We start from the raw sequence: 23963 nt of genomic DNA, 5'->3' as shown, positions 1-23963 counted from the left end.
GTCCTGCGGTTCCGGGTTCAATAAGCGAGGGACCGGTCCAAAGTTGGGCCGGGACAGCGACAGGAGGACGCGGGCTGAAGCGCCGTTCCAACGCAATTGGAACGGGATTCCAGCTTCTCGCGTCACCGCGTCCTCTTGGCGCGCGACGCTCTAATCGAACCAGGCGGCGTAAATCTTCTTGTAGCTGCCGTCTTCCATGGAAATGTGCAGCCATTGGTCGACGAAGGCCTTCAGCGCCATGTCGCGCTGGAGCCAGTAGGCCTTCTCGGAGAAATCGAACGGTTTTTCCGGATGCACGGCGCAGAGCACGCCGCTGTGCTGCTTCTGCTGGTAGCGCGTCTCGGAGGCATCCGTCATCATCAGGTCGGCATTGCCCTTGGCGATCTCGTCGAAGATCACGGTGTTGTCGGGGAAGACGGTGATCTCGGCGTCCTTGATGTTGGCACGCGCGAAACGCTCATTGGTGCCGCCGGGATTGACGATCACGCGGGTGCCCTTCTTGTCGATGTCGGCGATGCTCTGGTACTTGCCGACGTCGGCGCAGCGGGCGATCGGCGTCTTGCCCTCGCGCATGATCGGCGTCGAGAAGAAGCCCTTCTTCTGCCGGTCGAGCGTGACCGAGACGCCGCCCATCGCGATGTCGAACTGGTCGGCCTCGAAATCCTTCATCAGCTTCGGCCAGGCCGTCGGAACGAACTCGACCTTGACCCCGAGCGCCTTGCCGAGCGCCTGCGCCATGTCGACGTCGAAGCCGCTGAACTGTTGCGTCGCCTTGTCCAGATAGGTGAAGGGCTTGTAGTCGCCGGTCATGCCGACCCGCAAGGTGCCGCGCTTGACGATCTCGTCGAGCCGCGAGGGCGCCTGTTGCGCTTGGGCCGAAAAATTTGCCAACATCGCCACGGCCAAAGCCGCCAAGATTCGACCAGCCATTCGAACGATCATGTCTTCTCCACCCCTGCGCGAGCTGTCATTGTGCAGCTCTTTACGGCGTGGATTTAGACCAGACGCGAGCTTCTGGCGAGGTAGAATTGAAAGGAATCTCGACGTGACGATCTCGATGTACGAGGCCTCGGCTGGCCTGTTCGTGCCGTACTTGCGCAACCTCTCCGCGCTGCTCGACAAGGGCGTCGCCTATGCGGAGGCCCGCAAGTTCAACCCGGCGGTCCTGCTCGGCATGCGGCTCGCGCCGAACATGTACGATTTGGCACAGCAGGTCGGCGAGGCCTGCCGCCACGCCACTGTCGCGCCGGCCCTGCTGGCAGGCTGCGAGCCGGTGGCGCTGCCCGCGCTGGAGCACGACATGGCAGGGCTCCAGGCGCGCATCGCGACATCGATCGAGTTCATCGAAAGCCTGCCGCGCGCACAGATCGACGCGGCGGCGGAGCGCAATGTCTTCTTCAAGCTGAAGAACGGGACCGAGCTGCCCTTCACCGGGCGGACGCTACTGCTGACATTCAGCGTCCCGCAGTTCTTCTTCCACGTCACGACCGCCTACGACCTGTTGCGGCACGCAGGCGTCGAATTGGTGAAGCGGGACTTTCTTGGCCCGCGCGAACGCTAAAGCATGATCCGGACAAGTGCGAAGCGGTTTTCCGGAGAGATCATGCTCAAACAATAGCCTGAGGCGCGATGATCGCGCTTCAGGCTTCGCCCTTGCGCTCGTAATCGGCGAGCGAGCTGCGGCCGGCGATCTCGCTGCGCAGCAGCTCGAAGCGCTTCTGCGCCTCGTCCTCCTGGACGTCGACGAAATGCACCGCGGCCTCGCTCGTCATGGGACCGCTGACCACGGGCGCGGATTGTTCGCCGATGGTCTCGTGGACGTAGTACTGGTCGTCATCGCCGCGATGGACCGTCCATTTGAGACGGATCGCCACCATGGGGCCGGGCCCGACCTTGCTGTAGCCGTCGGCATCGGTGTGATCCGGCACCAGCGGCTGCTCTTCGACCACCGGATGCTCTTCCAGTGACGGATGCTCTTCGACAGCCGGATATTCGTCCACGACCCGATGCTCGTCGGAGTCCACGTGCTCGCGCTCTCCAGCCATCACGATCTCGGTCTCGGTCTTGCGAATGACCAGAACGGGCTCGGGGTTCTCCAGGATACTGGCGATGGTCGCCAGCGCGTGGTCGGTCGGGTCGATTTCTGACAAGGCTCCATCCTCCAGCTCGACGCGGCCGGCAAGTCTGTCCCACTGCCGCCGCGGCCGGGAACATTAGGCGCGTTTGATTAAGGCTGAGTTGGGGCTCGATCTGCGCCAAAATGGGACGCTTTCTGGCGTTCCGAAGGCGGCCGCTTCCGTCCGCCCGCCCGGGGTTCGGCTCAGCCCAGCACATCCTGATTGATCACGTTCTGCCGGATCGGATCGCCGTCCAGCACACTCAGGATGTTGCGCGCGGTCTGCTCGCTCATGCGCTGGACCGCCTCGACCGTGACGCCGGCGACATGCGGGGCGATGATGACGTTGGGCAGTGCGAACAGCGCGTTGCTGACCGGCGGCGGCTCCATCTCGAACACGTCGATGCCGGCGCCGGCGAGCTTGCCGGAGACCAGGGCGTCGTAGAGTGCGGCTTCCTTCACGATGCCGCCGCGTGCGGTGTTGATGAGATAGGATCTCGACTTCATCCGGCCGATGCGGGCCGTATCGAACAGGCCGATCGTCTCCTGCGTCTTCGGGCAGTGAATGGTGACGAAATCGGCGTGGGGCAGGGCGGCATCGAGATCGGCGACGGGCTCGCAGCCCGCGGCCTTGATCTCGGAGGCAGGCTTGTAGGGATCGTAGACCTGCACGTTCATTTCCATCGCGAGGCACCGCTTGGCGGTACGGCTGCCGATGCGGCCGAAGCCGATCACCAGCACGGTCTTGCCGTAGAGGTCGAACGGCAGCATGCCGAGCCGATCCGCCCATTTGCCGTCCCTGACGCAGGCATGCAGCTCCTGTGCGCGCTTGGCCAGCGTCAACATCATGAACAGCGCCGCTTCCGCGACCGAGGGCGAGTTTGCACTGCCCGCGACCATCAGCGGCACCTTGCGGCGGGAGAGGGCGGGCACGTCGACGGCGTCGTAGCCGACGCCGATGCGGGTCACCACCTTCATGTCCCTGGCGGCTTCGAGCTCGGTCTCACCGAAGGCGGTCGCGCCGAGCGCGACGCCATGGACCGGCGCATGGCTCTTCAGCAAGGCCTCGAAATCCCCAGCCGAGATCAGGTTCGCAAACTCGACGAGCTCGATATCGTCCCGCTGGGTAAGGAGGGCGCGTGCCCCTTGCGACAAAGTTTGCGTAACGAAAATCTTCTTCTTGTTGGTCGCCATCGTCCCCTGCCTGCGCGAGTTTCTTGAACCGGCGTCACAACACGACGCCGGTCGCCTCGTTTAGCAGGTGCATATTGTTGAGGTCCATCGCCAAACGCATGGGAGCCCCGTCCTTGGCGCCGGCATTGGGATCGACGCGGCCGCAGACCGGCGTACCGTCGAGCCCGAAATAAACCAGGGTCTCCATGCCCATCGGCTCGGTGACGTCGAGCACGGTGTCGAAGGACTCGATGCCCGGTCCGAGATGCGCGTGCGACTCGGTGAGATGCTCAGGACGGATACCGAGCAGCAGCTTCTCGGTGCGCGGCAGCGAATTGTAGCGCGCGGCGCGGGCCGGCGGCAGCGCGAAGGCGATGCGGTCGGTGAGGCGGATCTGCAGCGTGCCGCCGACCTCCTCGAGCCGGCACGGGATGAAGTTCATCGCGGGCGAGCCGATGAAGCCGGCGACGAAGCGTGTGGCGGGCTTGTGATAGAGCTCGTTCGGCGTGCCGATCTGCTCGATCCGTCCCTTGTTCATCACCACGACGCGGTCGGCCAGCGTCATCGCCTCGACCTGGTCGTGGGTGACGTAGACGGTGGTGGTGCGCACCTTCTGGTGCACCTTCTTGATCTCGATCCGCATCTGCACGCGGAGTTTCGCGTCGAGATTGGACAACGGCTCGTCGAACAGGAAGACCTTCGGATTGCGCACGATGGCCCGGCCCATCGCGACGCGCTGGCGCTGGCCGCCGGAGAGCTGCTTCGGCTTGCGGTCGATCAGGTCGGTAATGTCGAGGAGGCGGGCGGCCTCCGTCACCCGCGCCTTGATCTCGGCCTTGGGATAGTGCTTCAGGCGCAGCCCGAACGACATGTTCTCTGCGACCGTCATGTGCGGGTAGAGCGCGTAGTTCTGGAACACCATCGCGATGTCGCGATCCTTCGGCGGCACGTCGTTGACGACGTCACCGCCGATCATGATGTCGCCGTCGCTGATGTCCTCGAGGCCTGCGATCATGCGCAGCGTCGTCGACTTGCCGCAGCCGGAGGGACCGACCAGCACGATGAACTCGTGGTCGGCGATATCGAGATCGATACCGCGCACGGCTTCGACATCGTCGTAACGCTTGACTACTTTCCGCAAAGCAACGTCAGCCATCGAACTTCAGCTCCTCGCCATCAACCCTTTGTCGCACCGGCGGTCAGGCCGGCAATGTAGTAGTCCATCAGGAAAGCGTAGATGATCAGCGGCGGCGCCGCGCCGAGCAGCGCGCCGGTCATGATCTGTCCCCAGTTGAACACGTCGCCCTTGATCAGCGTCGTGATGATGCCGACCGGCAGCACGAGCTGGTCCGTGGAGGTAGTGAACACGAGCGGATAGAGGAATTGCGCCCAGGACACCGTAAAGGCGAAGATGGTCGCGGCGATCAGCCCCGGCAGCGCCACCGGAATGAAGATCCGGGTCAGGGTCTGGAACCAGGACGCTCCATCGATGATCGCGGCCTCGTCTAGCTCCTTGGGAATCGAGGCGAAGTAACCGATCATGATCCAGGTGCAGAACGGTACCGTCAGAGTCGGATAGATGAAGAGCAGCACGTACCAGCGATTGATGAGCTGGATGCCGGTCCAGTCGCCGAACAGGGCAAACACCTTGAACAACGGAATGAAGAGCAGGCTGTCCGGAATCAGGTAGGTCAGGAACACGCCGGTCGCCAGCGTGGCCGAACCCCAGAACCGCATCCGCGCAAGGGCAAATGCCGCCGGCACGCTGATCAGCATCGTGATGGTGACCACGAAGATCGAAACCAGCGCGGAATTCCAGAAAAACCGCAGGAACTGGTTTGACGTCAGCAGGCCGACATAGTTCTCGAGCGTCGGGTGGAAAACCCACCATGGATTGGTCGCCGCCGAGATTTCGGCGCTGCTCTTGAGCGAGGTGATCAGCATGTAAATCGGCGGCAGCAGCGAGAAGATCGCAAACAGCGTCAGAAAGAAGTACGACCAACGCAGCGCCCATTTGCGGTCGCGGCTCATACTTCCATACTTGACGGTGCGCGTCGGCGCGGCCTTGTCTATCGTGACTGAGCTCATCAGGCTTCATTCCCGCGCTTGTTGACATCCCGCAGGATGAATATCGCTGCGACCGCCAGGATTGGCACCATGAACAGGGAGACGCTGGCACCGAGCGGAATGTCGCTTCCTTCGATGCCGATCCTGAAGGCCCAGGTGGCGAAGATGTGGGTGTGGTCGAGCGGGCCGCCGGCGGTCAGGATTCGCACGATGTCGAAATTGGCGAAGGTCACGATCAGTGAGAACAGCGTCGTGATCGCGATGATGTTGCGCATCATTGGCAGCGTGACGTACCAGATGCGCTGCCACCAATTGGCTCCGTCGATCGCTGCGGCTTCATAGAGCTGGTCGGGCACCGATTTCAGGGACGCCAGATACATGATCATGAAGAACGGTGCGCCGTACCAGACGTTGACCAGGATGACGGAAAAGCGCGCCCAGGCGGCGTCGCCCGTCCACGGGATCGGTCCAATTCCGAGAAATGACAGCGTATAGTTGAACGCAGAGTAGGAGGGGTCGAACAGCCACAGCCATGCCAGCGTGCTCATCGCGGGCGGGATGACCCAAGGCACCAGCAGCATGCCGCGCCACTTCCGCTGGCCCTTGGCCGGAATGTTATGGACGAAGTGGGCGACAATGAACCCGATCAGCGCTTTGAACAGAACGGCGGTGATAGCGAAGATGCAGGATTGCTTGACGACCAGCCAGAACGTGTCGCGCTTGAACAGGAACTCGAAGTTTCCGAAACCGACGAATCTCTGCATCGACTTGTTGAGGGTCGCCAGATGAAGCGAGTAGAACGCAGGATAAAGCACCAGAAGTGTGATGAGAATGATCAGCGGCAGCGTCATCAGAAACGCCGCAGTCGATTTGCGTTTGAGCGCCTTTTGCAGACCAGAGCGTTTTCGCGCCGGTTGCGCTGCGCCAACCCTGTTCGGCTGCAATGCGACATCCGCCATGATGCATTTTCCTCGCGCGGTTTGGTCGGTAAACCCGACTTTTGGAAGGTTCGAGAGCCGAAGCCGTCGGCTCTCGCCAGGTGAGTGAGACGGAGGACCCGCCGCAAGCGGCCTCAGGCCGTCGCGGCGAGCCTTTCCGGCTTAGCTCCGCATGAAGCCTTCGCATTCGCCTTCGGCCCAGGCGAGGGTCTTTTCCATCGCTTCGCCCTGATGATACCGCAAGCACATCTTGGTAAGCGTGGCCTGCGCGTATATTTGCTGTGCAATCTTCGGCGGCGCTGGCGAGGCCGCAATCGACAGCGTCTGATGCTTGTAGGGGTTCGGATAGTGATAGAGCGTGCCTTTCGGCGGCCCTTCCTCCTGCCAAACCTTCAACGTCGTCAGCTTCTCATAGGCCGGTAGATCGTAGCCGCCGCTTGCGACCACCATCTTCTCGATGGCCGCGGGCTTCGACAGATGGACCAGGAGGCTCTTCGCCGCGTCCTTATTCTTCGAGAAATTCCATATGCTCCAGAAGTACGGCAGGTAGGGGGCAAAACGCCCCTTGGGTCCGGCCGGGAATCCGTGAGTCCAGCATTGCTCTGCAACCTGCGGCGCGTCGCGTTTGGCGACCGCCCAGGCGCTCGGCGGATTCATGATCATCGCACCTCTGCCGGAGACCAGCCATTTATTGTTGGATGCGTCGTCCCAGGCTGCGACGTCGGGCGGCAGGAAGTTGATCAGCTTCTTGTAGAAGTCGAGTGCCTGACGAACCGCGTCGGTCTTGACGGTGAGATTGCCCTTGGCGTCAACGAGCTCGGCGCCGAACGAAAGGAAGATCGCGCCCGCCGTATCGACGTTGTCGGTGGTCTCGCCGAGGCCGATGCCGAACGGGAAGCCTGCCTTGTGACAGGCCTCGGCAGCTTTCAGGAATGTTTCCAGCGTCCAGTTGTCGGCCTTTGGTGGAGAACCGGCCGGATACATCTCCTGGACGTCGATCCCCGCGTGCTTCTTCATCAAATCGATGCGGGAGCAGGGACCCTTGATCTGACTGCCGACGCAGGCCGGAACGCCGAGCCATTTGGTCCCGACAGTGCCCAGATATTTGGCCGTGCCGTTCACCTCGCCGTTCTCCGCGATAATCGGCCCCATGATGTCGGCAACGTTCTCCAACTGCTCGGCATTGGAATGGGCCCACCACGTTGGCATCGCGAAAATATCATGGCCCGACTTTGCCTGCGCTTCGGCGGCAATGGTCAGCAGGTTCTTGTTGCCCTGGCTTGGGATGTAGTCGATGGTAACCTCGACCTTCTCCTTCGCGGCCCATTCGTTGACGAGCTCCGTCGAGGCCGAATTGGCGCCTGGCACCCAATGGTCCCAGAAGCCGATCGAGAGCTTGCCGGCGGCGTAAGCGCCCCGGACATAGGGCGCCGTGATCAGCGCCGCGGAGGACATTGCAGTGGCAGCCACAAATTGACGTCGCGTCAGTCTCTTGCGTGACATCTCGTTTCCTCGCTTGGGTGTTGTTGTTGGAGTTTCCTCTAAGACTTCTTTTCCGAGTTCTTGTTGTTCGATTTTCTTATTGATGCTGTCGGCCCAAATGGCAATTCACGAGGACCGCGGCAAATTGGTAGCGCGATCAGATCATGATTGATCGCGTCTGTCGAGAAACCCGAACGGCTCGCACATAGAACTAACGTTGTGTCCCTGGAAGGTGGGAGTGCTGTAGCGTCCGTAAGCTGCGGTCGCTTGTTTTTGCGACGCACACGTCGCGTGAACCGGCCAGGAACGATCCGTGCGCAATTACGCCGCAGTTTCGAATAAGCCTGGATAACCGCTTCGCGCGAAAGACTTTTCGGGCGTGGACAGCCATTGGCTGCGTCTGGACCGCGATGCGGCGGAAACGATAGAGTTGCGGCGGGCGGGTTGGCTGCCGCCCCGACAGGCTATTCAGATCGACGATGGAGACGAGAATGATCAACCCGGCACCGTCAGCGCGGCTTCACATGCGGCGATGCTTCGCGCTGGGGGCCGTGCTCGCGCTGCTGCTCGGTGCCGCCGCGGTGGCCAATGCTCAAGGCTTGGTCAAAGGCGTTCAGGACGGCGCGGCGGCCGGAAACAAGGCGGCAGGTCCGGTCGGTGGTGTGCTCGGCGGCGCGATCGGCGGCGTGGTCGGCGTCTTCACCGGTGTGCTCGGCGTCAACAACAACAATGGCGGCAATCCGCCGCCGGCGGCCAAGGAGTCCAGCAAGGACGCCAAGCAGCAGGGCGCGGCCAAGGACAAGGATGCCAAGGGAGCCAAAGCGGGCAAGGGCGCCAAGGCGAGCAAGGAGGCGAAGAACGCGCCGCAAGGCAAGGATGATCAAGGCAAGGACAATAAGGACGTCACGGTCCTGACCCAGCCCGGCGCGCCGCAGCAGACCGCCGAACAGATCGTTGCCAACAGCGATTCCTATATCGAGCGGATCAAGACCGAGCTGAACCTCACGCCCGACCAGGAGAAGCATTGGTACGGCTTCTCCAGCGCAATGCACTACCTCGGGCATAATGGTGCAGAGCGGCTCAACTTGCGGGTTGCCCGCGCCAAGCGGGATCCGCCCGACGACATTATCGAGCAGATGCGCAACGAGGCGCAGTTCCTGACCGACCGCGCCGCTGACCAGCGCAACGTCGCCGACGCCGCCGAGCCGCTCTATTCGAGCCTCGACGACAAGCAGAAGCAAGTCTTCATCCAGGAGATGGTGCGTCTGAGCCACGAGCGCGGATTGGATTGATCAAGTTGAATCGGATCGGGCGCGCCCGAATTAACGGCGCCCGCCACGAATTCGTGAATCCTCCCCGCAATTGATGTATGGTTAGCTTCGCAAGCTGACTGCGGGGTTGATATGGCGGACGGACTCTCCGTTTTCCTGGTCGAAGACGAGGCGTTGATCCGGATGATGATCGCCGACATGGTGGAGGAACTCGGCCATCACGTCGTGGCGGAAGCGGACAATGTGCGGGATGCGAGCGCATTCGCCATGACCGCGCAATACGATATGGCCATCCTCGACATCAACCTCATGGGCGTCTACGTCGATCCCGTCGCCGACTTGATCGAACGTCGCGGCAAGCCGTTTCTGTTCGCCACCGGTTACGGACCGGAGCTACTGCCATCCTTGCTCCGGCGCAGACCGATCCTGCGCAAGCCGATCGCAATGGATCAGCTCAAGGCGATGATCGATTCGATGTTTCCGGGAACTCCGGCTCAAGCGCCGCACTGAATGACGGCGGGGCGCCGCACTGACTGAGCCAATGACAATGGCCGCCCGTCAGGGGCGGCCATCTGGCGACAGAGTTTGTCGCGGTCTCACATCAGTCCGGCGGCGAGGTCGATGCCGTGCGCCATCAGGCCGAACGAGGCGACCAGGCCCGTGCAGCAGAACAGCAAAATGGTCTTGAAGGACGACTCGGCGAAACGCGGTTCGACGACGGCCGGCATCGCGGCAAGCGAAATCATGCTCATGTTCATTCCCCCCTTTGTTGATCCTGAATTGCATCAGGTGGGGGAACTTCTAGAGCAAAGAGTTTGACATGAGATTGCGAAGCGTCGTTAACGAAACCGCAATCGAATCCCGCGGTCTCACCGGTCCGGACCGGATTGCAAGCCTCAGTTGCGGCCGTTCTTCAGCACCGTCGCAATGGTATGGGCCGTCATGGCCGCGCGGTCTGAGGCGCGCTGGGCGGCCAGCCGGTCTCGCGCCTTTTCCTCGATCAAGAGATCGATCAGGGCCAGCCGCTTGCCTTCGTCGTCCGCCTCGGTCAGCAGGCGGTGATAGCGGTGATAGTCGAAACCCAGATCCTGCTTACGCATGTCACGCCCCCGCAACTACGCCACACACACACACAGGCAGGATTGTTTCTCATCGGGAACACGTACGCAAGCAAGATCCCGTCGGGAGCCGCGCATGCGCGGCAATCAGCTGTGCATGACTGGAACCTTGGGCCGCAAGGACAACCGGATCCTCAACCCGCTTGGGAATCGGCAAACGTCTTCAGGCCGACGAAGCTCGCATCGGGCTTGATGACGAGCCTGGTCGGGATGTTGCGCAAATAATCCTGGAAGCGTCCCTTGGCTTCGAAGCGCGCCCTGAAGGCGGAGTCCATCAGGAACTGGGGAAAGCGCGGCACGATTCCGCCGGCGACATAGACGCCGCCGCGGGCGCCGAACGTCACCGCCAGATTGCCGGCGACCGAGCCCAGGATGGCGCAAAACATATCGAGCGTTGCCCGGCTGATGGGACAACTGCCTTCCAGGGCAGCTTTGGTGATGGCGGCGGCATCGCGGTGCGGCACCTGGGCGCCGTCAATTTCCGCCAAGGCTTCGTAGAGGTTTTGCAGTCCGGAACCCGAGAGCGCCCCACGCTCGATGGAGACGTGACCGAGGCGTTTGCGCAAGCACGCGATCACGCGTTCCTCGCGCTCGTTCTCGGCCGGCAGGGTCGCGTGTCCGGCTTCGGTGACGACGGCGAGGCGGGCACCATGGCGGTTGACCAGACAGGAAACGCCAAAGCCGGTTCCGGGTCCGACCACCAGCAACGGCTCTCCGGGCAGGCCGTCTTGTCCGCCGAGCGAGATCAAATCGGCAGGCTGCAAGGCGGGCAGCGACCAGGCGACCACCTCGAAGTCGTTCAGCACGTGGACGCTGTCGAAGCCCAGTGCCGGTTGCAGCTCGTTGCCGTCGATGACCCAGGGGCTGTTGGTCATGACGCAGCGGTTGTTGGTGACGGGACCCGCCACGGCCAGCACGGCCCTGCGGGGCTGCTCGCCACCGGCCCGGCGCGCCAAGACGTCCGCAATGGCCTCGCGGACGGTCGGGAAGTCGGCGACCTTCACATAGTCGATCGATCCGGACTGATCGCCTTCGCCCAATTCGCTCCGGCTCAGCGCGAAGCGCGCATTGGTGCCGCCGATATCGGCGAGAAGAATCTGTCCTGTCTTGCCGATATTCATGATCTCGTGGCCGCCGCCGCCTTCCGGCCGCGGCAACCCTGTCCTCCACGCCTTCGACCCCATCCACCCGTCAGTGCGAGAATCCGCCCTCGGGTGCGCCTAGTCAACACGGACGAGGCCAAACCGTTGCATTCTGGCGGGAGTCTGATGACCAATTCGCGCAGGTGTCGCGCCGTTCCGGCGGTTGCGAAGCTGCGCGGGAAGTCCGACACTCAGGCAGCTTTGTCAGGCGCCGGCGCGCCGGGCACATCGAATGAGACTGGCGATGAAGATTTCTGACCACGACGTGCTGCTGGCGATCGACGTGCAGAACGACTTCTGCACCGGCGGAGCACTCGCCGTTCCCGGCGGTGAGAAGGTCGTCCCCGCCATCAACCGAATCGCCCAAAAATTCGCCAATGTGGTGCTGACCCAGGACTGGCATCCGCGCGACCACATTTCGTTCGCGCCGAACCATGCGGGCAAGCAGCCGTTCCAGACCATCGCGCTCGACTACGGCACCCAGGTGCTCTGGCCGACCCATTGCGTGCAAGGCACCTCCGGCGCCGACTTCCATCGCGATCTCGACATCACCCGCGCGAGCCTCGTGGTGCGCAAGGGCTTTCGCCGGGGCATCGATTCCTATTCGGCCTTGTTTGAGAACGACAAGAGGACGCCGACGGGCCTGCTCGGCTATTTGCGCGAGCGCGAGCTGAAGACCGTCTTCGTCGCCGGGCTTGCGCTGGACTTCTGCGTCCGCTTCTCGGCGGAGGATGCGCGCAAGGCCGGATTGGAGGTGGCCGTCATCGAGGACGCCTGCCGCGGCATCGATCTCGATGGCTCCGTGGCCGCGGCCCATCACAGTTTTCGCGAGCTCGGCATCTCCGTCGTCAGCCTCGAGGCGTTTCTGTAAGGACCTTGAGAACGTCATGGTGGACAAGATCGGCAAACAGCCTGGCGGACCGGATCATGCTCCTGATGAGCCGCTGCTATGGCCGTTTACGGCAGCCCGGCTCGCCATGGACGCTTGCTTCTGGTGGATCGAGCGCGGCCGGGCCGAGCAGGATGCGAGCGACCTGCCGTGGACGACGCCCAACCGCGTTGCGCTGGAGCTCGCGACGATGCGCCTGCGCGATTGCTCCCGAGAGCGATCCGGCCAGCCAGTGCTGATTTGTGCACCCTATGCGCTGCACCGGGCCTTGATCGCCGATTTCGCTCCCGGCCACAGTGTGGTCGGGTCCCTGCAAGATGGCGGCATCGACCGAATCTACCTGACCGATTGGCGGTCAGCCACACCTCACATGCGCTATCTCTCGATCGACAGCTATCTCGGCGATCTCAACGTCGCTATCGACGAGATCGGCGCGCCGGTCGATCTGGTCGGCCTGTGCCAGGGCGGCTGGCTGTCGCTGCTCTATGCGGCGCGCTTTCCGGCCAAGGTGCGGCGGTTGGTGCTGGTCGGTGCTCCCGTGGATCTGTCGATCGAGTCCCCGCTGTGCCGGCTCACCCGCAACGCGCCCGAGATGGTCTATGACCAGCTCGTCGCGCGCGGCGGTGGCAATGTCAGCGGCGGCGAGATGCTCCGCTTGTGGTCCAAGGCGCCAAACCGCGACGATATCGTGGCGGCGTTGCAGAGAGATCTGTCGGACGAGGAGGGCGCGGCACTGCTCGCGCGCTTCGAGCGCTGGAACGCGGAGACGCTCGATCTGCCGGGCGCATATTATCTGGAGGTCGTCAACCGGATCTTCCGGGAGAACCAGATCGCCGGCGGCAGCTTCAAAGCTCTTGGCCGCACGGTCGATCTGAAGGACGTCAAGGCACCGGTCTTCCTGCTCGCCGGGCTCGACGACGACGTCGTGCCGGCTGCGCAGGCGCTCGCCACAGCTGGCCTCGTCGGCACGCCGCCGGCCTTCATTGCGGCGGCCTCCGAGCCGAGCAATCACCTCGGCCTGTTCATGGGCGCGCGCACCCACGCCCATGCTTGGCCGCGGATCGCCGAATGGCTGCTCGACGATCTGTCGGGCGTGCTGGCCCGCAGCGCCTGAGCTCGTCAGGCGCGAACCGGCGGCCCTGCAAATCCGTTATGCATGACGGCTTATGGCCTGCACGGGACCCGGTCGATGGGCTACATAGGATCCGGAGCTGACGACTGCGGCAGCGAAGAGATTTAAGGGTACTGCGCTCGATGACTTTCCACTCGATCTACGCTCACGGATTTGCGCGCGTGGCGGCCTGTGTCACCAGCTCCCATGTCGCCGATCCCTCGGCCAACGCGAAGGCCGTGCTGGCGGCGGCCAATGCCTGCCACGAGCAATCGGTGGCGGTCGCCGTGTTTCCAGAGTTGTGCCTGTCCGGTTATGCGATCGAAGATCTGGTCAAGCAGGACCCGCTGCTCGATGCCGTCGAGCGCGGCCTCGCGGGCCTCGTCGAAGCCTCCGCGGGACTGATGACGGTCCTGATCGTCGGCGCGCCGCTGCGCTTTGGCCATCGCATCTACAATTGCGCCGTCGTCATTCATCGCGGCAACGTTCTCGGCGTGGTGCCGAAGACCTATCTGCCGACCTATCGCGAATTCTACGAGGGTCGGCATTTCGCCTCGGGCGCCGGCATGGTCGGGGAGACGATCGCGTTCGGCAGGCTGCATGCGCCGTTTGGCGTCGACCTCCTGTTTTCGGCCGAAGACGTTCCGGGCCTCACCATCGGCGTCGAGATCTGCGAGGACATGTGGATCCCGGTAACGCCGGCCTCGGAGCTCGCACTCGCCGGCGCGAGCGTGTTGATCAATCTCTCGGGCAGCCCGATCACGATCGGGCGGGCGCGCTCGCGCGCGCTGCTGTGCCAGTCGACGTCGGCACGCTGCCTTGCGGCTTACGTCTACGCGGCCGCCGGGGCAGGGGAATCGACCACGGATCTTTCCTGGGACGGCCAGACCTCGATCTACGAGAACGGCGTGCTGCTGGCCGAGGGCGAGCGGTTCCGGCAGGGCGGTCAGATCACCACGGCCGACGTCGATCTCGATCTGCTCAGGCAGGAACGTGCGCTGATGGGCACGTTCGACGATAACCGCCGCCAGCGCGAGGCGTTTTTCCGCAAGGTGACGTTCGCCCTGAAGCCGCCCGCCGCCGACATCGGTTTCCTGCGCAAGATCGAGCGCTTCCCGTTCGTGCCGAGCGACGAAAGCCTGCTCGAGCAGGATTGCTACGAGGCCTACAACATCCAGGTCGCGGGCCTCGTGCAGCGCATGCGTGCCACCGGCACCAAGCGCGTGGTGATCGGCGTCTCAGGCGGGCTCGATTCCACCCACGCGCTGATCGTCGCCGCCAAGGCGGTCGATCTGCTTAGTCTGCCGCGCGAGAACATCCTGGCCTACACCATGCCGGGCTTTGCCACCGGCAGCGAGAGCAAGACCCATGCGCTGGCGCTGATGCAGGCGTTGCACACGAGCTGGCAGGAGCTCGACATCCGCACCACCGCAACGCAGATTCTGAAGGACATCGGCCATCCCTTCGGCCAGGGCGAGAAGGTCTACGACGTCACCTTCGAGAACGTGCAGGCGGGCCTGCGTACGGATTATCTGTTCCGGCTCGCCAACCATCACGGTGGCATCGTGATCGGAACCGGCGATCTCTCCGAGCTGGCGCTCGGCTGGTGCACCTATGGCGTCGGCGACCAGATGGCGCATTACAACGTCAATGCCGGCGTACCGAAGACGCTGATCCAACACCTGATCCGCTGGGTGATCTCGTCGAAGCAGTTCAGCGACGACGTCAACCGCACGCTGGGTGCGATCCTAGTCGCCGAAATCTCGCCCGAGCTAGTGCCGGTGGAGGCCGGCCAGAAGCCGCAGAGCACGGAAGCGTCGGTCGGTCCGTACGAGCTGCAGGATTTCAACCTGTTCTACACGCTGCGGTTCGGCATGCGCCCGTCCAAGATCGCCTTCATGGCGCAGCACGCCTGGAAGGACGTTGCCAAGGGCGAATGGCCGCCGGCCTTCCCGAGCGACCGTCGCAAGGCCTATGATCTCAAGGAGATCCGCCGCTGGCTCGAAGTGTTCCTGCGCCGCTTCTTCGCCTTCAGCCAGTTCAAGCGCTCGGCGATGCCGAACGGCCCGAAGGTCTCGGCGGGCGGTTCGCTGTCGCCGCGCGGCGACTGGCGTGCGCCGTCGGACTCGAGCGCAGCGGCATGGCTCGAGGATCTCGAACGGAACGTTCCGAACTGATCGGTGGCGGCGGACCGGTGGGGAGATGATCGGATGTCAGCGGGGGATCGAGCAGAAACGGGGGGAGAGGCCAAGGTCGTCGACGGCCTCTACATCTTCGACATCGAGATGCGCGATGGCAAGCGCGGGCAGGCGAGGGGCGTCGTCGTGCTCTGCGACGGACGCATCATGGGCGGCGACAGCTATTTTTACTACACCGGCAGCTACACGTTTCGGAACGGCAAGTGGCGCGGCGACATGATCGTCAACCAGCACACCGAAGCCGTCGGCAGGACGCTCGCATTCGGCGGCAGGGAGGTCACCTGCGGTTTCTCGGGCGACTATTCCGCCGGCGGCGCCGAGGTCGAAGGCATGGCGCTGGTCGGCAAGACCAGCGTGACATTCACGGCCCGCCTCACGCTCAAGGACGCGATGTAACTCCCGGCGTGATCGGCCCTCGTTCCTCCTCAGGAACCTTCGCACCCACAGAACGTTCGCGTTTGTTGTTGCGAATTGTCGAGGAGAGGGACCATGCGTCAACACTTGATGTTATCGACCGCGGCTATCGGACTGATGCTTGCTTCCGGCTTTGCCTACGCCCAGGCGCCCGGTGAGCGCAGAGACGAGCCGAAACGGACCGAGGAGCCGGCGAAAGGCGCTGCGCCGCAGCGCGGCGGCGCCCAAGAACGGGTTCAAGAACGGGTTCAAGAGCGCGCACAGGGCGCCCAGGAGCGACTGCAAGGCGCGGGCCGCGAGGAGAAGGGCGGTGCCGCCAAGCACGAGGCGAACGAGGACAAGCGTCAACCGGCCACGGCTTCTGAGCGCAATCAGCCGAAGGCTAAAGATCAGGCACAGGAATCCCGCGAGCCTGCGCGGGATCGCAACCGTGAAGCCGAGAGCGCGAAACCGGGACACGACAGCGGCAAGAGCAGCGCCGAGACCAAGCAGCAGAAGCTGGACAAGTCGGCGCCGCAGAAATCAACAGCCGAGTCCGAGAAATCCAAGACCGGTCCCGCCGGTCAGCAGAACGAGCGGACTGGGGCTGCGGCCAACCAGAAAGAGCAGAATCAGGCCCAGCCGCCGCGCAATGCTGCCGAGCAGCAGCAGCCGGCGCAGCAGACCAACCGGCCAGCCACCGCAACGGACACGAGTCGGCCGGCTCCGACCAACAATGCGCAGACTGCGCCTAGCACCTCGGGCACGCAGACCAATCAAGCCAACCAGACCACCCAGACCAACACGCAGGTCAATCAGCAGGCCCAGGTGACGACCGAGAAGCAGGTGCGGATGTCCGAAACTGTGAGTCGGGCGCGCCTGGCACAGCCCGAGCACAACCTGAACATCTCGATCCGGGTCGGCGAGACGATTCCGCCGCGCGTGCGTCTCTACCGGCTTCCGCCCGAAATCGTGTCGATCGAGCCGGAATATCGCGACTACGAATATTTCGCCACGGATGACGATGTCGTCATCGTGGAGCCGCGCACGCATCGCATCGTCAGTCAGGTGCCGCGCGATCCGTCGCGCGCCCGGGCGCAAATGGGCGGCAGCGCCACATCGAGCGTGGCGGCGGCCGGCGCAAGTAACGTGAACTGTCAGATCATGCGGCGTGACGCTTCGGGCAATGTCGCCCAAGCAGAACCCTCAACCATCGGCTCGACTGCGCGCTCGGATTCGCTGAGCGTGACGGTCCAGATGCCCGGCGGCGGCTCCTCAGCCCCAATTGCACTTGGCGCACCGGCGGGCAACATCGTGGTCGCAACGCAAGGGCAGGGCGACTGCACCGTGACGCTCGAGCCGCAGACACGCTAATGGAAAGCCCCCGCTGAAACGACAACGCGCCGCCCGGATGCCCCAGCCGGACGGCGCGTTGCTGCGTTCAATCTAAGAAAGTTTCGAGGCCCGGAGTGCCTAGGAGTCCGGACCTCGTCACCTTGCCCCAGCCTTCAATCCCCGCCCCATGTGGTCCCCCAACCCCGTGGTGCGCGATCAGAGGGTGATGCCCGTGGAAGTGGCCGCCGATCGATGTCCCGCGATGTACGCGAAGGTTGGTTAGGATTCCATTCCGGATCACTACGGACACGAATACCGATTGCGTTGTGTTCGTTCGGCATCGGCGCCGCGATCGCTGTCGTCTGAATCCGGAGCGCGCGGTCGGCAGGATGTCCACATCTCCCGGCGCTACGGAACCTGCATTCACGGGCCTGTCATCGAACTGGTCTAGCGCTGCTCACGTCATCGCTGACGGCCAAGGAGCAAGCCATGTCGAAGCCGGTGTTGGGCGCCGCATTGTCCATCAAATCGATCCCTGCGCATCGCGACTGGCTTCTGGAGCGGCAGCGCGATCTCGAAATCCAGGATTTCTTCCGCGCCGATCTTCTCGATAGCGATTGGCGCAGCACCGCCGGCGAGATCAAGCAGATGCTGTCCGGCCACACCGGCCGGCTTGGCATCCATGGTCCCTTCTGGGGCTTCAAGATCGACAGCCACGATCCCATGATCCGCCAGGCGGTGACCAAGCGCCTGCTTCAGGGCCTGGAAGCCGCCGAGTTCCTCGGCGCGACGCAGATGGTGATCCACTCGCCATTCACGACCTGGAACCACAACAATCTCGATCTCTATCCGGACAACCGCGGCAATCTCGTCGAACGCGTCAAGGCGACGCTCGCCGAAGTCATCGCGCGAGCGGAAACCATCGGCTGCGAGATCGTCATCGAGAACATCGAGGACAAGGATCCGCGCGACCGCGTCCGTCTCGCAAGGGCGCTCGAAAGCAGCAAGGTCCGCGTCTCGCTCGATACGGGTCACGCCAACTACGCGCACATCTCCACCGGCGCACCGCCGGTCGACTACTATGTCGAGACCGCCGGCGACATGCTGACGCATGTGCATCTGCAGGACACCGACGGATTTGCCGACCGGCACTGGGCCCCGGGTGAAGGCAACATCCCCTGGGGCGCCGTGTTCCGCGCGCTGGGACGGCTCACGTCCAACCCGCGGCTGATCCTCGAACTCCGCAATCACGACGACGTCCGCGCCGGCGCAGCCCATCTCGCCGCGCTCGGTCTCGCCGAATAAAAGCATCATCCAGGGCAGGGGTTACCGCCATGAGTAATTTTACCCGTCGCACCATCCTGAAATCCGGCGGTGCGGCCGCAAGCACATTGCTGCTGCCGCGCTTTGCCATCGCGCAGGGCGACAATCGTCCGTCGGTGACGATCGCCGTGCAGAAGGTCACCAATGCGAACGTCCTCGACGTGCTGCGCGAGCAGTCCAATGTCGGCGAGCGCGTGTTCTTCTCCTCAATCTGGGAAGGGCTGATCTCGAAGAACTGGCGCGGCAATCTGGAGGCCGTGCCGGGCCTTGCCACCGAATGGCGCCGCATCGACGACCAGACCGTCGAGGTGAAGCTGCGCCAGGGCGTCAAATTCCACAATGGCGACGAGCTCACGGCCGAGGACGTCGTCTTCACCTTCAGCCGCGAGCGCATGTTCGGCGAGACCGAGGCCAAGAGCCGCTCCACGATCCAGGCCTTCGAGAAGATCCCGACGCCGCGGCCCGGCAAGGAGCTGCCGCCTGATGTGCCCGCCGTCGCCCGCCGCATCTGGCCCGACCTCGTGCGCGTCGATGCCGTCGATAGATACACCGTGCGCTTCTACAACGCGACGCCCGACGTCACCATCGAAGGCCGGCTGTCGCGCTACGGCTCCGACATCATGAACCGCCGCGCGTGGGAGGAGTCCGCAAGCTATCTCGACTGGGCGCGCAAGCCCGTCACGACAGGTCCCTACAAGGTCGTCGAGCTCAAGCCCGACGTGTCGTTGACCCTGGAAGCACACGACGAATATTGGGGCGGCCGTCCGCCGCTCAAGCGCATCCGCTTCCTCGAAGTGCCTGAAGTGGCGAGCCGCATCAACGGGCTGCTCTCGGGCGAGTACCAGTTCGCCTGCGACATCCCGCCGGACCAGATCGCCGGCATCGAAAAGAATTCGGCGTTCGAAGTGCAGGGCGGCACCATCCTCAACCACCGCCTGACCGTGTTCGACAAGAACCACGCCGTGCTCGCCAATCCGCTTGTCAGGCGCGCCTTCACCCATGCGATCGACCGCCAGGCCATCGTCGACAGCCTGTGGGCCGGCCGCACCCGCGTGCCGAAGGGCCTGCAATGGGAGTTCTACGGCGACATGTTCAACGCCGACTGGAGCGTGCCGGCCTACGATCCGAAGCTGGCGCAGGATCTGCTCAAGCAGGCCAATTACAAGGGCGATCCGATTCCCTATCGCTTGCTCAACAATTACTACACCAACCAGGTCGCGACCGCGCAGGTGCTGGTCGAGATGTGGAAATCGGTGGGCCTCAACGTGCAGATCGAGACCAAGGAGAACTGGTCGCAGATCATGGAGCGGGCGCCCACGCGTGCCGTGCGCGACTGGTCGAACTCGGCCGCCTTCAACGATCCTGTGTCGTCGCTGGTCGCCCAGCACGGGCCGAACGGCCAGCAGCAGCAGATCGGCGAATGGACCAATGTCGAGCTGAACAAGCTCTCGGAGTTCCTGGAGACCTCGACCGACCGGCCTGCGCGCAAGAAGGCGTTCCGCCGCATGCTGGAGATCGCCGAGCGCGAGGACCCCGCCTACACGGTGCTGCACCAGAACGCGACCTTCACGGCCAAGCCGAAATCGATCAAGTGGAAGGCATCGCCGGCCTTCGCGATGGATTTCCGCGCCGGCAATTTCGAGGCGTAGCCGTGACACCGCTGGTCAATATCGCAGGCCTCGGCGTCGCCTTCGGCGGCGTGCCGGTGCTGCGCGGGGTCGATCTCGCGCTCGGCAAGGGCGAGGCCCTCGGCCTCGTCGGCGAGTCCGGATCGGGCAAGTCCGTGACCTGGCTCGCCGCGCTCGGACTCTTGCCGCGGCATGCGCAGGTCTCCGGCTCGGTGCGGCTCGAGGGGCGCGAGATCCTCGGCGCGCCGGCCACCGAGCTCGACCATGTCAGGGGCGGGCGCATCGCCATGATCTTCCAGGATCCGGCGAGCGCGCTCAACCCGGTACTGACCATCCGCAGGCAGCTCTGCGAAGCGCTGGCGCTGCATCGTGATCTCCAAGGCAATGCCGTGAAGGCGGAAGCGCGGCGGCTGCTCGATCTGGTCGGCATTCCCGACGCGGGCCGTCGGCTGGAAGCCTATCCGCACGAATTTTCCGGCGGCCAGGTCCAGCGCATCATGATCGCGATGGCGCTCGCCGGAAATCCGGACCTCCTGATCGCGGACGAGCCGACCACGGCGCTCGATGCCACCATCCAGGCCCAGATTCTGGATCTGCTCTCGACGGTTCGCCGCGAGTTCGGCATGGCGATGGTCCTGATCAGCCACGATCTCGGCGTCGTCGCCGAGAACTGCGATCGCGTCGCAGTGATGTATGCCGGCCGCATCGTCGAGGAAGCCCCCAGCAACCAGCTCTTCGCCGATCCCGCGCACCCCTATGCGCAGGGCCTGATCGGCGCGCTGCCGCCGCTCGACGGGCCCCGCCGGCGCCTCACCGCCATTCCCGGAACGGTCCCTGATCCCGCAAAAATGCCTGGTGGATGCGCCTTCGCGCCGCGTTGCGCGCTGGCATCTGAGCCGTGTGGCCATGCCGCGCCGAGCCTGGCGCCGATCGCGAATGACCGCCGCGTGGCCTGCATCCGCGCCGAGGCCTTCCGCCGCGCGCTGCTTGGGATCGCCGCCGAATGAGCCCGCCGCTCGTCGAGGTGTCCACGATCTCCCGCAGCTATGCAATGCGTTCCGGCATGTTCGGCCGAGCTACGGCCGTGCACGCCGTCGACGGGGTGTCGCTCGCGATTGCCAAGGGGCAGACGCTGGGTCTCGTCGGCGAGTCCGGATCGGGCAAGTCGACCACTGGCCGGATTGTGCTCGGCCTCGAGCCGCCCGATCGCGGCGAGGTGCGGTTCGACGGCAAGCCGATGGCCGTGCCCGAGACGGCCGCCTGGCGCGCGCAGCGGGCGCGCATGCAGATGATCTTCCAGGATCCGCTCGGCGCGCTGGACCGGCGCTTGCCGGTCGGGGCGCAAATCCGCGAGCCCCTCGACATTCACGGCATCGGCACGCCCGCGGATCGCGAGGAGCGTGTGCGCGACTTGCTGCGCGCGGTCGAGCTCACGCCGGCGCATGGCGCGCGTTATGCCGGTGCGCTCTCCGGCGGCCAGCGGCAGCGTATCGTGCTGGCGCGGGCGCTGGCCACAAAGCCCGATTTCCTCGTCTGCGACGAGCCGGTCAGTGCGCTCGATGTCTCGATCCAGGCGCAGGTGGTGAACCTGCTCTGCGATCTCCAGGCGCAGTTGTCGCTGACGCTGCTGTTCATCAGCCACGATCTGCGCGTGGTCAGGCAGATCAGCACGACTGTCGCGGTGATGTATCTCGGCCGCATCGTCGAGATCGGCAGCGCCGACGATCTGTTCGCGCGACCGGAGCACCCCTATACGCAGGCGCTGGTCTCGGCATCGCCGGCACCTGGCCGCCGCAGCGCCGGCCGCATCGTGCTTTCAGGCGATCCGCCGAACCCGGCGGCGCGGCCCCAAGGCTGCGCCTTCCATCCGCGCTGCCCACGCGCAATCGCGCGCTGCGCGAGCGAGGTGCCGACGCTCTCGGCCGTCGGCGGCGAGCGCCAGGTGGCCTGCCACCTCGCGACGGGCGCGCAAACGCGGAATGCGGCGTGATGGGACGCTATCTCGCCATTCGCTTCGGACGCGCAGCGCTGACAATCGTGCTCGTCGTCACCTTCGCCTTCGTCGTGCTGCGGCTCTCCGGCGATCCCGCGCTGATGATTTTGGGACCTGAGGCGCCACCCGAGGTGCTTGCCGCCTTCCGCAAGGCCTGGGGTCTCGATGATCCCATCTGGTTTCAGTATCTCGATTATTTCCGCGCCATCGCCAAGGGCGAGCTCGGCCGCTCCATGCGCGACGGACGGCCCGCGATCGAGCTCGTGCTGGAGCGCATTCCGGCGACGCTGGCGCTGACGCTGCCGGCCTTCTTCTTCAAGGTCGCGCTCGGCGTTCCCGCCGGCATCTACGCCGCGCTGCACCGGGGCTCCGCCATCGACCGCGCCGTGATGATGACGGCGGTTGCGGGCTTTACCGTGCCGAGCTTCGTGCTCGCGCTGATCCTGGTTCTGGTCTTCGCCGTGCAGCTCGGCTGGCTGCCCTCGGGTGGACAGGACAGCTGGCGCCACGCCATTTTGCCGATCACGACGCTGAGCTTAGGGGGCGCCGCCGTGCTGGCGCGCTTCACCCGCAGCGCCATGCTGGAGGTGCTGGGCCAGCCCTATATCCGCACCGCCTCGGCCAAGGGCGTGCCGTGGCGCAAGGTGGTGACCTCACATGCGCTGCCGAACGCGGCGATCCCGACCGTGACCATTCTCGGCTTCATGGTGGGTACGCTGATCGCCGGTGCGGTGGTGGTCGAGAGCGTGTTTGCCTGGCCTGGGGTAGGGCGCCTGCTGGTCGTCGCCGTCGCCAACCGCGACCTTGCCGTCGTGCAATGCATCCTCTTGCTGGTCGCGATGACCATGGTCACGTCCAATTTGATCGTCGACTTCCTCTACGGCTTTCTCGATCCGCGCCTGCGGACCAAGGGAGCGCATGCATGACGGACGCCGCGCTGAAGGATACCGCCATCCGCCGCCGCATCAGCCTGCCGGCGATTCCGGTCTCGGTTGCGCTGGCGATGACCTGGATCGTCGCGATGCTGGTGATCGCCGCCTTCGCCGAGAAGATCGCGCCTTACGGTTTTACCCAGCTCGATCTGCGCAACCGGCTGGCGCCGCCCGGCAATGCCGCGCACTGGCTCGGCACCGACGAGCTCGGCCGGGATGTGCTGTCGCGTCTGCTCGTCTCGATCCGCATCTCGCTGCTGATCGCCTTCGGCGCGACCGCGATTTCGGCGATCGTCGGCACCAAGCTCGGCTTCCTCGCCGCGCATTTCCGCGGGGCCGTGGAGCAGCTCGTGCTGATGCTGACCGACTTCCAGGCCAGCATGCCCTTCCTGATCATGGCCCTTGCGGTGCTCGCCTTCTTCGGCAATTCGCTGCCGCTCTTGATCGGCTTGATGGGCCTGTTCGGCTGGGAGCGCTATGCCCGCATCGCGCGCGGCCTTGCCATCTCCGCCAACGCGCAAGGCTACGCCGCCGCGGTCCGCCAGTTAGGCGCGACGCCACCCCGGATCTATCTCCGGCACATCCTGCCCAACATCGCCTCGACCCTGATCGTCTCGACCACGCTGGTCTTCCCCGAGGTGATCCTGATGGAATCGGGCCTGTCCTTCCTCGGCCTCGGCGTGCAGCCGCCAATGACCAGCCTCGGCAACATGGTCGGTTACGGCCGGGAATATCTGACCCGGGCGCCCTGGATCATGCTGGCGCCAGCCACCACGATCGTGATCACCACGCTGGCCGTCTCCGTGATCGGCGACTGGTTGCGCGACCGGCTGGATCCGACGCTGCAATAGGAA

At 64.3% G+C, this 23963-nt stretch carries 24 protein-coding genes; 14 read left to right on the top strand and 10 right to left on the bottom strand.

Annotated elements, in window-relative coordinates:
- Positions 1 to 150: 150 nt before the first annotated feature.
- Entirely contained in the window at positions 151 to 930 is a 780-nt protein-coding gene (locus tag UNPA324_RS04450) for a transporter substrate-binding domain-containing protein (RefSeq protein ID WP_141933702.1), read from the bottom strand.
- Positions 931 to 1057: 127 nt separating this feature from the next.
- Here UNPA324_RS04450 and UNPA324_RS04445 point away from each other — a divergent pair, with 127 nt between their 5' ends.
- Positions 1058 to 1561, top strand: a complete 504-nt coding sequence (locus UNPA324_RS04445) for a DUF1993 domain-containing protein (protein ID WP_128922009.1) — start codon at positions 1058 to 1060, stop codon at positions 1559 to 1561.
- A 79-nt stretch (positions 1562 to 1640) separates the two neighbouring features.
- On the opposite strand, the gene UNPA324_RS34995 is transcribed toward UNPA324_RS04445, so the two are convergent.
- From UNPA324_RS34995 to UNPA324_RS04415, 6 genes are all read right to left on the bottom strand, one after another.
- Entirely contained in the window at positions 1641 to 2150 is a 510-nt protein-coding gene (locus UNPA324_RS34995) for a hypothetical protein (RefSeq protein WP_181769289.1), read from the bottom strand.
- A 170-nt stretch (positions 2151 to 2320) separates the two neighbouring features.
- Positions 2321 to 3310, bottom strand: coding sequence for a hydroxyacid dehydrogenase (locus UNPA324_RS04435; protein WP_128921744.1), 990 nt, complete (start codon positions 3308 to 3310; stop codon positions 2321 to 2323).
- A 34-nt stretch (positions 3311 to 3344) separates the two neighbouring features.
- The gene (locus UNPA324_RS04430) at positions 3345 to 4445 is read right to left on the bottom strand and encodes an ABC transporter ATP-binding protein (RefSeq protein ID WP_128921745.1); all 1101 of its coding nucleotides are present in this window, start codon (positions 4443 to 4445) and stop codon (positions 3345 to 3347) included.
- A gap of 20 nt (positions 4446 to 4465) precedes the next feature.
- Complete coding sequence (locus UNPA324_RS04425) at positions 4466 to 5377, bottom strand: carbohydrate ABC transporter permease (RefSeq protein ID WP_025036339.1); 912 nt, start codon at positions 5375 to 5377, stop codon at positions 4466 to 4468.
- On the bottom strand, positions 5377 to 6315 hold the full coding sequence (locus tag UNPA324_RS04420) for a carbohydrate ABC transporter permease (protein ID WP_128921746.1): 939 nt from the start codon (positions 6313 to 6315) through the stop codon (positions 5377 to 5379). Before UNPA324_RS04420 ends, UNPA324_RS04425 begins: the two co-directional genes overlap by 1 nt.
- Positions 6316 to 6456: 141 nt before the next feature.
- Positions 6457 to 7797: an ABC transporter substrate-binding protein gene (locus UNPA324_RS04415; protein WP_128921747.1), complete on the bottom strand. Its 1341-nt coding sequence runs from the start codon at positions 7795 to 7797 to the stop codon at positions 6457 to 6459.
- Between the two features lie 470 nt (positions 7798 to 8267).
- Here UNPA324_RS04415 and UNPA324_RS04410 point away from each other — a divergent pair, with 470 nt between their 5' ends.
- Together UNPA324_RS04410 and UNPA324_RS04405 are read left to right on the top strand one after the other, a co-directional pair.
- The gene (locus tag UNPA324_RS04410; RefSeq protein WP_141933700.1) at positions 8268 to 9068 is read left to right on the top strand and encodes a Spy/CpxP family protein refolding chaperone; all 801 of its coding nucleotides are present in this window, start codon (positions 8268 to 8270) and stop codon (positions 9066 to 9068) included.
- 111 nt (positions 9069 to 9179) lie between these two features.
- Positions 9180 to 9557: a response regulator gene (locus tag UNPA324_RS04405; RefSeq protein ID WP_128921749.1), complete on the top strand. Its 378-nt coding sequence runs from the start codon at positions 9180 to 9182 to the stop codon at positions 9555 to 9557.
- A gap of 86 nt (positions 9558 to 9643) precedes the next feature.
- On the opposite strand, the gene UNPA324_RS34990 is transcribed toward UNPA324_RS04405, so the two are convergent.
- From UNPA324_RS34990 to glk, 3 genes are all read right to left on the bottom strand, one after another.
- A complete protein-coding gene (locus UNPA324_RS34990; RefSeq protein ID WP_164936547.1) occupies positions 9644 to 9799 on the bottom strand; it encodes a hypothetical protein in 156 nt (51 codons plus the stop codon).
- A 144-nt stretch (positions 9800 to 9943) separates the two neighbouring features.
- Positions 9944 to 10147 carry a hypothetical protein gene (locus UNPA324_RS04400; protein WP_128921750.1) on the bottom strand — a complete coding sequence of 68 codons (204 nt, stop codon included), beginning with the start codon at positions 10145 to 10147 and terminating at the stop codon, positions 9944 to 9946.
- Between the two features lie 152 nt (positions 10148 to 10299).
- Positions 10300 to 11286 (bottom strand): glucokinase, encoded by a 987-nt coding sequence (glk, locus tag UNPA324_RS04395; protein ID WP_141938690.1) that lies wholly within the window; start codon positions 11284 to 11286, stop codon positions 10300 to 10302.
- A 253-nt stretch (positions 11287 to 11539) separates the two neighbouring features.
- Between glk and pncA the strand changes: the two genes are divergently transcribed.
- The 11 genes from pncA to UNPA324_RS04340 all read left to right on the top strand — a co-directional run bounded on the left by pncA (position 11540) and on the right by UNPA324_RS04340 (position 23960).
- Positions 11540 to 12178: a bifunctional nicotinamidase/pyrazinamidase gene (gene pncA, locus UNPA324_RS04390; protein WP_128921751.1), complete on the top strand. Its 639-nt coding sequence runs from the start codon at positions 11540 to 11542 to the stop codon at positions 12176 to 12178.
- 16 nt (positions 12179 to 12194) lie between these two features.
- On the top strand, positions 12195 to 13310 hold the full coding sequence (locus UNPA324_RS04385) for an alpha/beta fold hydrolase (RefSeq protein ID WP_141933698.1): 1116 nt from the start codon (positions 12195 to 12197) through the stop codon (positions 13308 to 13310).
- Positions 13311 to 13450: 140 nt separating this feature from the next.
- Positions 13451 to 15484 carry an NAD(+) synthase gene (locus UNPA324_RS04380; RefSeq protein ID WP_141933696.1) on the top strand — a complete coding sequence of 678 codons (2034 nt, stop codon included), beginning with the start codon at positions 13451 to 13453 and terminating at the stop codon, positions 15482 to 15484.
- Between the two features lie 33 nt (positions 15485 to 15517).
- Positions 15518 to 15901, top strand: a complete 384-nt coding sequence (locus UNPA324_RS04375; RefSeq protein ID WP_128921754.1) for a GrlR family regulatory protein — start codon at positions 15518 to 15520, stop codon at positions 15899 to 15901.
- 93 nt (positions 15902 to 15994) lie between these two features.
- Positions 15995 to 17272, top strand: a complete 1278-nt coding sequence (locus UNPA324_RS04370) for a DUF1236 domain-containing protein (protein ID WP_141933694.1) — start codon at positions 15995 to 15997, stop codon at positions 17270 to 17272.
- Between the two features lie 450 nt (positions 17273 to 17722).
- The gene (locus UNPA324_RS04365; RefSeq protein WP_141933692.1) at positions 17723 to 18538 is read left to right on the top strand and encodes a sugar phosphate isomerase/epimerase family protein; all 816 of its coding nucleotides are present in this window, start codon (positions 17723 to 17725) and stop codon (positions 18536 to 18538) included.
- Between the two features lie 29 nt (positions 18539 to 18567).
- Positions 18568 to 20205, top strand: a complete 1638-nt coding sequence (locus tag UNPA324_RS04360; protein ID WP_141933690.1) for an ABC transporter substrate-binding protein — start codon at positions 18568 to 18570, stop codon at positions 20203 to 20205.
- A gap of 2 nt (positions 20206 to 20207) precedes the next feature.
- A complete protein-coding gene (locus UNPA324_RS04355) occupies positions 20208 to 21191 on the top strand; it encodes an ABC transporter ATP-binding protein (RefSeq protein WP_128921758.1) in 984 nt (327 codons plus the stop codon).
- Positions 21188 to 22174: an ABC transporter ATP-binding protein gene (locus UNPA324_RS04350; RefSeq protein ID WP_141933688.1), complete on the top strand. Its 987-nt coding sequence runs from the start codon at positions 21188 to 21190 to the stop codon at positions 22172 to 22174. Before UNPA324_RS04355 ends, UNPA324_RS04350 begins: the two co-directional genes overlap by 4 nt.
- Positions 22174 to 23103 carry an ABC transporter permease gene (locus tag UNPA324_RS04345; RefSeq protein WP_181769643.1) on the top strand — a complete coding sequence of 310 codons (930 nt, stop codon included), beginning with the start codon at positions 22174 to 22176 and terminating at the stop codon, positions 23101 to 23103. Before UNPA324_RS04350 ends, UNPA324_RS04345 begins: the two co-directional genes overlap by 1 nt.
- Positions 23100 to 23960, top strand: coding sequence for an ABC transporter permease (locus UNPA324_RS04340; protein ID WP_141933684.1), 861 nt, complete (start codon positions 23100 to 23102; stop codon positions 23958 to 23960). Before UNPA324_RS04345 ends, UNPA324_RS04340 begins: the two co-directional genes overlap by 4 nt.
- Positions 23961 to 23963: the final 3 nt, after the last annotated feature.

It is taken from the genome of Bradyrhizobium sp. UNPA324, from assembly GCF_006658635.1.
In the GTDB taxonomy this organism is placed as follows: Bacteria; Pseudomonadota; Alphaproteobacteria; order Rhizobiales; family Xanthobacteraceae; genus Bradyrhizobium; species Bradyrhizobium nanningense.
This window is presented reverse-complemented; position numbering and strand designations above follow the sequence as displayed.